Origin of the sequence: Saprospira sp. CCB-QB6 (assembly GCF_028464065.1) — a bacterium.
Taxonomy (GTDB): domain Bacteria; phylum Bacteroidota; class Bacteroidia; order Chitinophagales; family Saprospiraceae; genus Saprospira.
This window is the reverse complement of record NZ_CP116809.1, coordinates 40,640-53,242: the sequence shown is the minus strand read 5'-3', so window position 1 is coordinate 53,242 and position 12,603 is coordinate 40,640. Positions and strand designations below refer to the sequence as shown.

General features: G+C 47.6%; 13 protein-coding genes. 1 reads left to right on the top strand and 12 read right to left on the bottom strand.

What is annotated here, in order from left to right; all coding sequences use genetic code 11:
* Positions 1-121: 121 nt before the first annotated feature.
* Positions 122-583, bottom strand: a complete 462-nt coding sequence (locus tag PPO43_RS16215; protein WP_272621368.1) for an Lrp/AsnC family transcriptional regulator — start codon at positions 581-583, stop codon at positions 122-124.
* A 213-nt stretch (positions 584-796) separates the two neighbouring features.
* Here PPO43_RS16215 and PPO43_RS16210 point away from each other — a divergent pair, with 213 nt between their 5' ends.
* Entirely contained in the window at positions 797-1,453 is a 657-nt protein-coding gene (locus tag PPO43_RS16210; protein ID WP_272621367.1) for a MarC family protein, read from the top strand.
* A gap of 619 nt (positions 1,454-2,072) precedes the next feature.
* On the opposite strand, the gene PPO43_RS16205 is transcribed toward PPO43_RS16210, so the two are convergent.
* The 11 genes from PPO43_RS16205 to paaA form a co-directional block, all read right to left on the bottom strand.
* Positions 2,073-2,675 (bottom strand): acyltransferase, encoded by a 603-nt coding sequence (locus tag PPO43_RS16205; RefSeq protein ID WP_272621366.1) that lies wholly within the window; start codon positions 2,673-2,675, stop codon positions 2,073-2,075.
* A 15-nt stretch (positions 2,676-2,690) separates the two neighbouring features.
* Entirely contained in the window at positions 2,691-3,464 is a 774-nt protein-coding gene (locus PPO43_RS16200) for an enoyl-CoA hydratase/isomerase family protein (protein ID WP_272621365.1), read from the bottom strand.
* 122 nt (positions 3,465-3,586) lie between these two features.
* On the bottom strand, positions 3,587-5,653 hold the full coding sequence (paaZ, locus tag PPO43_RS16195) for a phenylacetic acid degradation bifunctional protein PaaZ (protein ID WP_272621364.1): 2,067 nt from the start codon (positions 5,651-5,653) through the stop codon (positions 3,587-3,589).
* Between the two features lie 257 nt (positions 5,654-5,910).
* A complete protein-coding gene (locus tag PPO43_RS16190; protein WP_272621363.1) occupies positions 5,911-7,128 on the bottom strand; it encodes an acetyl-CoA C-acyltransferase in 1,218 nt (405 codons plus the stop codon).
* Between the two features lie 186 nt (positions 7,129-7,314).
* On the bottom strand, positions 7,315-7,749 hold the full coding sequence (locus tag PPO43_RS16185) for a PaaI family thioesterase (protein ID WP_015695535.1): 435 nt from the start codon (positions 7,747-7,749) through the stop codon (positions 7,315-7,317).
* Complete coding sequence (locus PPO43_RS16180; protein ID WP_272621362.1) at positions 7,742-8,899, bottom strand: 3-hydroxyacyl-CoA dehydrogenase NAD-binding domain-containing protein; 1,158 nt, start codon at positions 8,897-8,899, stop codon at positions 7,742-7,744. The genes PPO43_RS16185 and PPO43_RS16180 overlap by 8 nt, the downstream gene beginning before the upstream one ends.
* A gap of 10 nt (positions 8,900-8,909) precedes the next feature.
* Positions 8,910-9,695, bottom strand: a complete 786-nt coding sequence (locus PPO43_RS16175) for an enoyl-CoA hydratase-related protein (protein WP_272621361.1) — start codon at positions 9,693-9,695, stop codon at positions 8,910-8,912.
* Positions 9,696-9,704: 9 nt separating this feature from the next.
* The gene (paaD, locus tag PPO43_RS16170) at positions 9,705-10,196 is read right to left on the bottom strand and encodes a 1,2-phenylacetyl-CoA epoxidase subunit PaaD (RefSeq protein ID WP_272621360.1); all 492 of its coding nucleotides are present in this window, start codon (positions 10,194-10,196) and stop codon (positions 9,705-9,707) included.
* 212 nt (positions 10,197-10,408) lie between these two features.
* Positions 10,409-11,167: a 1,2-phenylacetyl-CoA epoxidase subunit PaaC gene (gene paaC / locus PPO43_RS16165; protein WP_272621359.1), complete on the bottom strand. Its 759-nt coding sequence runs from the start codon at positions 11,165-11,167 to the stop codon at positions 10,409-10,411.
* Positions 11,168-11,200: 33 nt separating this feature from the next.
* Complete coding sequence (gene paaB / locus PPO43_RS16160; protein WP_002656138.1) at positions 11,201-11,485, bottom strand: 1,2-phenylacetyl-CoA epoxidase subunit PaaB; 285 nt, start codon at positions 11,483-11,485, stop codon at positions 11,201-11,203.
* Positions 11,486-11,640: 155 nt separating this feature from the next.
* Positions 11,641-12,603, bottom strand: coding sequence for a 1,2-phenylacetyl-CoA epoxidase subunit PaaA (paaA, locus tag PPO43_RS16155; protein ID WP_272621358.1), 963 nt, complete (start codon positions 12,601-12,603; stop codon positions 11,641-11,643).

Here is a 12,603-nt window from a genome sequence, read left to right as displayed (position 1 = left end):
TGCCGCCACTGCTCTGCTGTTTGCTGCCCCAAAAAGGAGCTAAAAGCGATTTATAGCGCTAGTTTTTAGCAAGTTATTGCTGCTTGAAAAAATTTACCAGCCCTTTTTAAAACATATTGTTTTAATCTAAAGGAATTTCAGTAGAGTATTTGATGTCATTCATCACAAAATCGGTCTGCACATGCCCAATATTATCCATAGCAGCCAAACGATTAAAAGTGAAGTCGTGATAATCTTGCATATCGCGAACGACAATCTTGAGGATAAAGTCATATTGTCCCGCAATATGATAGCATTCCATCACTTTAGGGAATTTGATAATCTCTTGCTCAAATTTTAAGAGGGCCGTTTGTGAATGCTCTTTAAGCGAAACGGATAAAAAGGCCATCAGGCCCATTTCTACTTTTTTTCGATTCACCAAGGCTACATAACCTTTAATGTATCCTCGCTTTTCTAAGCGCTTAATGCGCTCGTAGACAGGCGTGCTGCTCAGGCCCAAATCGGCCGAAATTTCTTTGATGCTTAACTTGGCATCCGCTTGCAAAAGTTGCAAAATCTTCAAATCAGTGGGGTCCAATTTCATGCGGCTTAATCTTTTGTTTAAATAAGGGGAAAATTACTTTGGCAGGGCCTTTTTAAAGGTCAAAAAGAAAATATTTACTGCCAAAAGCATCTTTTATAGTTCTATTTTCTAAAAATAGATTTTTTTCAGAAAAAAACGCTAAAAATCTAGTCCACTGCTCTAGATTTGCCCTGCAAAACAAATCCAACTCCTTCGCAATAAAAAACAACTACAATGAGCGAAAACTTGGCTTTTGGCCTCTTGGCGTTTACTTCTTACTTTTCTATTGTCAACCCCCTAAGCACTATGCCCGTCTTTATGACCATGACGAGCGAGTTGACAAAACAACAACAACGAGCCACCGCAAAAAAAGCCGTTATAGCCGCCTTTTTTACCATGTTGGCCTTTGCGCTTTCTGGGCAGCTTTTGTTTTCTTTCTTTGGCATTTCAGCCAATGCTTTCCGCATTGTGGGCGGTATCATCTTTTTCCAAATGGGCTCTGATATGCTGCAAGCCCGCTTGGGCCGCATTAAGGTCCGTGAAGAAGAGGTAAAATCTTATGTTACTGATATTTCAATTACGCCCTTGGCAATTCCACTCATTTGCGGACCTGGCGCGATCACTAACTCGATTATCTTGATGCAAGATGCCGATAATCTGGTCCAAAAATTTATTCTTATTGGCAGTATGGCCCTCATTCTGGGCATTACTTACGCTATTTTATATACTTCTTCTACGATCTCAAAATGGCTAGGCGAAACGGGGAATAAAATTATGCTCCGCCTAATGGGCCTAATCGTGATGGTGATCGCCGTAGAATTTTTCCTCAGCGGGTTACGCCCCATTTTGGCCAGCATTTTCCCCTCTTTGGCAGTGGCTGTCCCTAATTAAGATAAAATAACAATTTTAATTTTCTAAAGCTCTTCCTTTTCGGGAAGGGCTTTTTTTTTTTGGGGCTGCCCCGCCCTTCGGGCGGGTCGGGCTGTTTCGCAGCTCGCTATTCGCTCGGCCCTTCGCCAGCTTCGCTGGCTTGGTCTGGCCTTCGGCCACTGCTGTCCATCCCTCAGCTAGGCGGCTTCACCGCCTCTAGATGCAAAATTGGTCCATGTAGGCAATAAAGATTCCGTTATTTCTTTAAATCTTTATTTCGTTAATTATTTAATTAAAGATTTCTTTATAGGCACTAATTCCTGTTAATCAAACAATTGATTTTAGTGCCGAAGCGATTGGACCAAAAGCTGCTAGTAAAGATGAGCGGCCCAGCGCTGCGGAGGGGTGGCCGAAGGCCAGACCCAGCCGCCAAAGGCGGCGCAGGGCCGAGCAGACCTGCGAGCCCCGTAGCATAGCGGCGGCCAGCAAAGCTGGCCGCGGGCCCCAAATTATTATCCTTAGTCTTTTCTTCAAAAGCAACTTTAATGACTTCTCCACTCCTTTTTATTAAAAGGAAAAAGTTGAGGGACCAATAAATATTAGCCATAAAAAAGCCCCTATAATTGCAGGGGCTTTTCATTTATTTTCGCTTTGTTCGCTTCAGGCTTTCAAATTCGGCAAAAGCTTGACGACCCAGCCGCCCTTCTTCTGCTTGCCTTAAAGGCTCGCAAACTTTTAAACTCTCATGGCAATCTTTAGGCAATTGCTGGTAAAGTCCCGTTCCTTTTCGCTTCCAAGCAATCATTTCATCACTTAGCTCTTTGACAATTCTGGCGGGATTTCCGACCACCAAAGAACGAGGCGGAATCTTCATTTCGCCTTTTAAGAAACTCAAAGCACCCACAATACTATGGGCCCCTAGGCGAACATCATCCATCAAAACCGCATTCATACCGACCATGGTATTTTCTTCCAAATGCGCCCCATGAATAATGGCTCCATGTCCCACATGCGCCCCAGCTCCAAAGTAAGCTGAGCGGCCTGGGAACATATGGACCACACAGTTTTCCTGAATATTGCAGCCTTCTTCTAAGCGAATTTCGCCCCAATCTCCCCGCAAAACAGCCCCTGGCCCAATATAACAATGCGCTCCGATGAACACATTGCCCGTTACATTAGCCTGAGGATGCACAAAAGCCGTTTCATGCACCACAGGGCGGTATCCTCTAAACTCGTAAAACATTTTTTTCGCTTTTGCTTAGGCCTTGGCCTTAAAGTCATTGATGGCATTTACAGTAAAATCAGAAAGGACCAAACGCCCACTAATGGCCGCTCGTTCTGCCAAAAGCTCATCCCAGTTTTCGGTGCCTTTCCAGCAAATTCCTTTGAGCTCTTGCATGGCCTCAGGACTAGAATTTGACAAGTTGAAGCTCAATTTCAAGATAGCCTCATCCATCAATTCCGCGCTCTCAAATACTTCGGTAAAAAGTCCTTTTTCTCTGGCCCATTCTGCTGAATACCATTGTGTGGCATTGATGGCCATTTGCGAAAAGGCCGATAGACCCACTTTGCGCTCTACCGCTGGCCCCACTACAAAAGGACCAATACCAATGGCCAATTCGCTCAATTTTACGGAGGCGTATTGGGTGGCAAAACAATAATCACAGGCAGAAGCCAAACCAACTCCACCGCCTACAGCTTTACCCTGCACTCGGCCAATAATCAATTTTGAAGATTTGCGGCAAGCATTGATGACATTGGCAAAACCCATAAAAAAGGCCTTTCCCGTCTCCAAATCCTTAATTGAAATCAATTCGTCAAAACTAGCTCCCGCACAAAATGTGCGATTGCCCTCACTCTGCAAAACAATCACTTTTACAGCCTCCATAGCCGATACTTCCGTGATCGTATTGGCCAATTTGGCCAGCAATTTCCCAGGCAAAGAGTTATGCGCCGGATGGTAAAAACTAATTTTTGCCACGCCTTTCTCTACCGTCAATTCTACTTTTCCTAACTGCGTCTTATCTTCCATGCTATCTCGTTTTTATACTATATTTTAATGTTTTTGGGGCGTTACTCCCTTCGGTCGTCGAACTGCGCCCTAAAGAGCTTGTTGTGGCCAGGCGGGCCTTCGGCCCGCCTCTACGCCCAAATTTAGTCAATTCCGTTTTGGTCCAACATCTTCACCATAGTCAAAATGGTGGCAATGGCCACACTTTCGCCAGTTTCATCATAGACATCTACCAAAAACTTGACGATTCCCTTGGCAATATCTTCTGGCTCCCGCTTTTCTTGGGCCACTTTTTCCTTAACCGTCAAGCGCACGCCAATCGTCATTCCTGGATAAACAGGCTTGACAAAGCGGCATTCTTCTAAGCCATAGTTGAGCAAAACGGGCCCTTTTCTGGGCTCGACAAATAAACCAGCGGCCTTGGCCAAGACAAAATAACCATGTGCCACTCGCTGCTCAAAAATGGTCCCCTCCAAAGAGGTGGCATCCATATGCGCATAAAAGTTGTCGCCGCTCACATTGGCAAAATTGGTAATATCGGTCTCGCTAACGGTATGTTTATGCGTGATCCAAGTTTCGCCAACCTGCAATTCTTCAAAATGCTTGCGGAAAGGATGAACTTGGTCCTCAATATAGCGACCGCCATATTGATAGGTCTGCGTGACATTAGAAAGAGTGGTTGGACTCCCCTGCAAGGCGGTCCGCTGTAAATAATGCTTAACACCACGCATTCCCCCCATTTCTTCTCCACCTCCTGCTCGTCCAGGACCACCATGGCTCAATAAAGGCATGGGCGAACCATGTCCAGTACTTTCTTTAGCCGAATCGCGGTTGAGGATCAAAATTCGACCATGATGGCTAGCCGCCTCCATGACAAATTCTCTGGCTTCTTGGTCGTCTGCAGTAACAATAGAGGCTACTAAAGAACCTTTTCCCATTCGAGCCAAGGCCGCAGCTTCTTCTGTATTATCATAAGGAATCAAAGTGCTGGCTGGACCAAAAGCTTCTAGTTCATGTACTCGAGTTGCTTTGAAACCATCTGCACAACGCATGAGCATAGGCGCCAAAAATGCCCCTGTTTCGGCAGAAGCGCCCATGACTTCAAAATCGGTCATTTGACCAAAAACTAATTCGTTTTCTTCTGACAAAAGGCCAACTTGCTTGCGCACTTCAGCAACCTGTTCTTTGCTAGCCAAGGCGCCCATACGCACTCCCTCTAGCTGAGGGTCGCCCACTACAGTTTTGGCCAATTGTTGGCTCAAAGCCTCTTGGACCGCATCCATTTGCTGGCGAGGGACCAAAATGCGGCGAATAGCCGTACATTTTTGCCCTGCTTTTACGGTCATCTCTTTGCGCACCTCTTTGATAAATAGATCAAATTCGGGCGTGCCAGGCAAGGCATTTAGGCCCAAAACAGAGCAATTCAAAGAGTCGGCTTCCATATTAAAGGGAACGGCCTGCTCTACAATCTGGGGCAAGCTTTTGAGCATACGGCCCGTACTAGCCGAGCCCGTAAAGGTCACTACATCTTGAGAAGTCACCGAATCCAAAATGCCAACACCAGAACCACAAACCAACTGCAAAGCGCCCTCGGGCAAAATGCCTGAAGCCACAATATCTTGCACCATGGCTTGGGTCAAATAAGAAGTTTGTTCAGCAGGTTTGACAATAGCCGGCATACCCGCCAAAAGATTGACCGCCAATTTTTCTAGCATTCCCCAAATGGGAAAATTAAAGGCATTGATATGAATGGCCACCCCGCGACGAGGGACCATAATATGTTGGCCCACAAAGGTCCCTTCTTTAGACAAAGGAGCCGTTTCGCCATCTACAAAATAGGGTTGGTCTTGAAATTTTTTACGCAAAGAAGCATAAGCGAAGAGCGTCCCAATTCCCCCATCAATATCAATCCAGCTATCGACTTTGGTGGCCCCAGTTTGGTAACTCAGTGGATAATATTTTTTGCGCATTCCGTAAAGGTGTAAAGCCAATTTCTTGAGCATTCTACCTCTTTGGTGAAAAGTCATTTTGCGCAAATTGCGGTTACCGACTTCTCTGGCGTATTGGGCCATAGCCGCATAATCTAAACCTTGGCTGCCTACGGTGCTGATCAATTGGCCCGTAATGGCATTGTATTGTGCAATGCCATCGCCTTCATGCGGCTGCCACTGCCCCAAAGCAAAGTTGGGAATATTGGGAGTTGTTGACATCTTCTTTATTTCTTTAAATCTTTAATCCGTTAATTCTTTATTTCTTTAATTAAAGAAATCTTTATTGGTCCAAATAGCTACTTATCAGCCAGTTGTAAATTTTAGGACCAAAACGCAAGACTGTTATTTGGCCTAGCGATGTGCAGCAGTGGCCGAAGGCCAGACCAAGCCAGCGAAGCTGGCGAAGGGCCGAGCGAATAGCGAGCTGCGAAACGTAGCGCCGCAAGGCGAAGCCGCAGCGGAGGCCCCAAAACTGTTTAGACATTTACATTTTTGATGATGGTTGCATAGCCTTGGCCCACGCCAATACACATCGTTACCAAAGCGTATTTTCCACCTTTGCGCTGCAACTCTCGAGCGGCCGCCAACAAAATGCGGGCGCCCGTTACCCCCAAGGGGTGGCCAATGGCAATCGCACCGCCATTGGGATTGATGCGAGGATCGTCATCGGCTAGACCGAGGCTGCGGGTGCAAGCCAAACTTTGGGCAGCAAAGGCCTCATTGAGCTCAATCACATCCATTTGATCGAGGCTGAGTCCAGCTTTGGCCAAGGCTTTTCGGCTAGCTTCTACGGGACCGATTCCCATAATTCGAGGCTCTACGCCCACCACAGCCGAGCTAATAATTTGGGCCAAAGGCTGCAATTGGTAGCGCTCCACCGCTGCTGCCGAAGCGATAAGATTAACCGCTGCGCCATCATTGAGGCCAGAAGAATTGCCCGCCGTCACGCTACCGCCTTCCTTGCGAAAAGCAGCCCGCAACTTGCCCAAAACTTCTAGACTAGAATTGGGTTTGATGAACTCATCTTGATCAAAAATAAGGTCCTCTTGTTTGCGTCGTTTGATGGCAATCGGCACAATTTCTTCGGCCAAAATGCCTTTTTCTTGAGCCGCAGCCGCCTTCATTTGAGAGCGATAGGCAAAAAGATCTTGATCAGCTCTTGAAATTTGGTGCAAATCCACCAAGTTCTCGGCAGTTACGCCCATGCCATCCACTCCATAAATTTCCTTCATTTTGGGATTGACAAAGCGCCAACCGAAGCTAGAATCATGCATCTGCGCATCTCGGCCAAAAGGTTTAGAGACCTTAGAAATGACCCAAGGACCGCGGGTCATATGCTCCACGCCTCCAGCCAAAAACAGCTCCCCATCGCCCGCCATAATGGCCCGATGCGCATGAATAGCAGCCGACATGCCCGAAGCACAAAGTCGATTCACCGTTTCGCCAGGCACCGAATAAGGCAAACCCGCCAACAAAAGCGCCATACGGGCCACATTTCGGTTGTCTTCTCCGGCCTGATTGGCACAGCCCAAAATCACATCATCATAACTATCTTGCGGAATATTGGGATGGCGGGCCACCAATTCCTTAATCACATGGGCCGCCAAATCATCGGTCCGAACAGGCGATAAAGTCCCGCCAAAATTACCGATGGCCGTGCGTACACCATCCACCAAAAAACTTGCTTTAGACATATTGTTGTTGCTTGTTGTTCTCTTAGAACGCATTTAAAATAGGGGGCTTCCCCGCCTTTCAGGCGGGTCGGGCTGTGCCGCAGCTCGCTGCTCGCTCGGCCCTGCGCAGGCTTCGCCTGCTGGGTCTGGCCTAACGGCCACTGCTATCCATCCCTAAGCCTGCGGCGGCTTCGCCGCCTGTCTCGGCTAGGCCAGCTCCTCTGGGGTCCAGCTTTTAGAAGAGCGATAAACCGAGCCTTGGAAAATGGCCACTTGTTCGCCTTTTCCGTTATAAATATGGACCTTATAATGGGCCAATTTGGGGTGCAAATATTCTTCTTCGGCCCTCGCTAATAATTTTTCGCCCTCAGCTACCGCCAAAGTATGCACAATAGAGGTATTGATCGAGCGGCTTTTTGGACCATGTGCATTGGCCGCAAAAGCCAAGGCTGTATCGGCCAAAGAATAGCAAATGCCACCATGCGCAATGCCAAAACCATTTGTCATTTCGGGACGAACCCGCATGCTTAGCTCGGCAAAGCCCGGGCGAATTTCATCCACCTGAATGCCTAGCCATTGGCTAAAGGCATCTTTGGCCAACATCTGTTCGCCCACGATCCATTCTGCTTTTTCTTTAGACATCGAAAGAGGTATTTTCTTGAGCCATTCTTCTCAATAAAGGCGAACAGCGATAACGATCTTCTCGGTAAGTATCATAAAGGGCATCGAGTTGCTCTACACAATGAGCTGCGCCCAATTCATTGGCCCAAGCCAATAATCCTTTGGGATAATTAACCCCCTTAGTCATGGCCAAATCAATATCCTTAGCGCTAGCTACCTGCCAAAAGAGGGCATCAGCTGCTTCATTGATTAACATGACCAGAATGCGATGCAAAATCTGTTGGCCCAAAAGCTCCTCTTTTTGTGGAGCAGGGGCTGTTGCGCCTTCTGCATAACTATAATAGCCACGGCCCGTTTTTCGGCCCAAGAATCCAGCCTCAGCCAAGCGCTTTTGTGTAAAAGCGGGCTTATAGCGAGGATCGTAATAAAAAGCTTTGAAAACGGTTTCGGTCACGGTATAATTGATATCATTCCCGATATAATCCATAAGAGTAAAAGGCCCCATTCTAAAGCCTCCCAACTCCTTCATGGCCCAATCAATAGTCGCTACATCAGCAATGCCTTCTTCTAAAATGCGAAGGGCTTCGCCATAAAATGGGCGGGCCACACGATTGACAATAAAGCCGGGAGTATCCTTGGCCAATACGGTCAATTTGCCCCAGCCATCAATGATTGCTTTGGCTTTTTGGGTCACTACATCAGCGGTTTGGACCGCTGGAATAATTTCGACCAGCTTCATCAAGGGAGCTGGATTGAAAAAGTGGATGCCCAATACGCGCTCCGATTGCTGGCAAGCTGCCGCAATAGAAGCAATAGAGAGTGATGAGGTATTAGAGGCCAAAATACAATCCTTGGCCACTAGACTTTCTAGCTCTTGAAAAACGGCCTTTTTAATCTCCAGATTTTCAACAATGGCCTCAATCACTAGGCCCGAATCGGCCAATTTTTCAAGTTCAGAGATGGGCTCAATTCGGCCATAAATGGCTTCGGCCTCTTCTTGGCCCAAACGCCCTTTTTCAACTAAGCGATTGAGAATTTTCTTTAGCTTTCCGAGGGCCTTTTCTAGCGCCTGCGGAAACTTGTCATATAAGTATACGGAATGGCCTTGGGTGGCGGCAATTTGAGCAATGCCGCTGCCCATAGCTCCTGCTCCGATAACAGCAACTTTCATGGAAATCACTTTATTTGTCTTGATTAAATTTTGGGGCACGTTTTTCTAAAAAAGCGGCCACCCCTTCCTTAAAGTCAGCCGAATAGCCTGCTTTAATTTGTAGGTCTGATTCTAGTTCGAGTTGTTCTTCTAAAGTATTTGTAATAGAAGCATTCAGCAGACGTTTGGTCCAACCCAAAGCTTGGCCGGGCATATTGGCCAAGCGCTCCGCCAATTGTTGAGTAGCTGTTGTTAATTCTTCTGCGGCCACTACTTTATAAATCATCCCTAGTTCCAAAGCTTCTTGAGCAGTAAACTTCTCGCTGAGCATAAGCATAGCATTGGCTCTTTGCCAGCCCACCAAACGAGGTAAAATGTAGCTTCCGCCGCTATCGGGTACCAAACCAATTTTGCTAAAGGCTTGGGTAAAGCTGGCCTTTTCGCTACAAACTACAAAATCACAAGCCAAAGCAATATTGGCCCCAGCGCCAGCAGCCACTCCTTGCAAAGCGGCAATCACAGGCTTTTCGGTACGGCGAATTAGACGAATAATGGGATTGTAGTGCTCTTCTAAAATGGCCTCAAAGTTAATCCCATTATTGGGGTCGGTAACTTCATTGAGATCTTGGCCAGCGCAAAAGCCTTTGCCCTGGGCCGTTAACACAATCACCCGAATACTTTGGTCCGCAGCAGCTTCTTCTAAAGCGGCAATAAGGGCCAAAGCCATCGGGCGATTGAAACTATTATATTGTTTGGGACGATTGAGCGACAGCTCTAAAATGGCCCCTTCTTGTTTTTTTAGTAGTAAGTCAGACATATTTACTTTTTAATGACATTTAAAGTAGTCAAAAGGCTCTTTGCAATCTTGGCATTGATACAAGGCCTTGCAAGCCGTAGAACCAAATTGGCTCAACTGCTTCGTATTTCTAGAATCGCAACGGGGGCAAGCGGGTTGTGGAGCTTCCCCAAAAAGTGCATCAATCCGGCCCGCCTGCCCCTCGGGAGGAGCAATGCCATAAGCCCGCAGTTTTTTCCGGCCCTCTTCCGTGAGCCAGTCGGTGGTCCAAGCTGGACTAAGCACCATATTGATTTTTACGGGATGAATGCCTTGGGCCTCTAGTTCCGCTATAATATCAAATGAAATGGTACTCATAGCGGGACAGCCCGAATAAGTCGGCGTCAAGTCGATTTCTACCCCCTCTTCTTCAAAGGGACGAATGGCCCGAACCACCCCCATATCCAAAACCGATAGGACCGGAATTTCGGGATCTTTGACCTGGGCCAAATAGCCTTCTACTGCTGCGATTTGTACCGCCATAATTGGATAAAGATTTCTTTAAATAAAGAATTAACGGATTAAAGAAATAAAGATTCCGTTATTTCTTTAATAGGCTAAGCACGGGCCTGGCTTAGGGATGGATAGCAGTGGCCCGTAGGGCCAGACCGAGCCGCTGAAAGCGGCGAAGGGCCGAGCGAACAGCGAGCTGCGGCACAGCCCGACCCGCCTGCAGGCGGGGAAGCCCCAAAACATTACCATTCTGCTCCTGGATAGGTTCTTTGAAGTACCTGCAATTCGGCCAAAAGGTGGCCTAAAAATTCGGTATGGCTGCCCTCTTTGCCCCCTTGTTGGAAGGGTTCATAATCGGGTTTTTCGAGGGTAGCTTTGGTCAAAATTTCTTCTACTCGCTCAAAATAAGGCGCTTTAAGCTGTTCGAGATCTACGGCAATGCCGCTAGACAAAAGCGTCTGATCGGTAGCATTGGGCGTGCAAAGCTCGGCGGTATAATCCCAAAGGTCATCTAGGGCCGTTTGCATTTTTTGGCGGCTCAATTCGGTGCCATCGCCTAGGCGGATGCACCATTCGGCGCTAAAGCGAAGGTGATAGCGAATTTCTTTAATCGACTTGCGGGCGATTTCTGCTAGGCGGGCATCGCTGCTATTTTGTAGGGCCTGATAAAAGAGTTGATTATAGGCATCGAAGAGAAATTGGCGCAAAATGGTATAGGCAAAATCCTCATTGGGGTACTCCACCAAGAGGGGATTGCGAAACTCTCTTTCGGTCCGCAAATAAGCTAAATCATCTTCAGTGCAGCCCTCGCCCTTCAGCTCTGCGGCATATTGATAAAGTGATCTGGCTTGGCCCATTAGGTCCAAAGAAATATTGGTTAATGCAATATCTAACTCTAGTTCTGGGGCATGTCCGCAACATTCTGCTAGGCGTTGGCCCAAAACGAGATTGGTATCTGCCAATCGGAGGACATAGTCCAGTAAGGCGGCAGCTTGATCCATAAGATTCAGTTTTTTTGGTCTGAGCAAATAGGGCTACATATGGCCCACTTCATCGGGAATATCATAGAAAGTGGGGTGGCGATACACCTTAGATTTGGCCGCCTCGAAGATATACTCGTCTTCGGGTTCAGAGGCCACAATTTGGCTAGAAGGGATCACCCAAATGCTCAAACCTTCATTTCTGCGCGTATATACATCTCTAGCATTTTCTAGGGCCATTTGCGCATCTACGGCATGCAGGCTGCCCACATGTTTGTGCTGCAAACCCGATTTACTTCTGATAAACACCTCCCATAGAGGCCATGATTTCTTATCCATTGCTTGTTATTTTTAATGTTTTGGGGCCTCCGTCTCCCTCCGGTCGTCGGCGCTACGTTACAGGGCTCGCAGGTCTGCTCGGCCCTGCAGCCGCCAAAGGCGGCTTTGGGCTGGCGCTTTGCGCCACCCTTTCACATCGCTAGGCCAATTCCGTTTTAGGCGATGCCCTCTTCCTTTTGGCGGGCGGCTCGCTTCTCGGCATGAGCCATAGCGGCTTCTCTAACCCAAGCGCCATTTTCATGCGCTTTGCGTCTTGTTTTCAGGCGGTTTTTATTGCAACGTCCTCGGCCTTTAACCACGGCCCAGAATTCATCCCAATTGATTTCGCCAAAATCGTAATGTCCTCTTTCTTCATTCCATTTGAGGTCTGGATCGGGCAAAGTCACGCCCAAGTATTCGGCTTGGCGGACCGTTGCATCGACAAACTCTTGGCGGAGTTGGTCATTTGATTTTCGCTTGATTTTCCAGGCCATAGATTGGGCCGAATGCGTAGAAGCGGCATCACTTGGTCCAAACATCATCAAAGAGGGCCACCACCAGCGATTTACTGCATCTTGTAGCATTTGGCGCTGCTCTTCGGTACCTTGACTAAGGGCCAAAAGAATTTCATAGCCTTGGCGCTGATGAAAACTCTCTTCCTTACAAATGCGCACCATAGCGCGGGCATAAGGACCATAAGAGGTGCGGGTTAGCATCACTTGGTTCATAATGGCTGCGCCATCGACCAACCAGCCCACTGTTCCGATATCGGCCCAAGTTTGAGTGGGATAATTAAAGATGCTGGAATATTTGGCTTTGCCCGAAAGCAACTGCGCATAGAGCTCATCTCTGTCGATGCCCAAGGTTTCGGCAGCGCTATAAAGGTAAAGACCGTGGCCGGCCTCATCTTGTACTTTGGCCAAAAGGGCCACTTTGCGGCGAAGGCTGGGTGCTCTCAAAATCCAGTTTCCTTCTGGAAGCATCCCCACTACTTCAGAGTGTGCATGCTGAGAAATCTGGCGAATTAGCGTTTTGCGGTAAGCCTCTGGCATCCAATCTTTAGGCTCGATTTTCTGCTCGGCATCTACCTTAGCTTGAAAACGCTCTTCTAATTTTGCAATATTGATAGACTTAGTCAT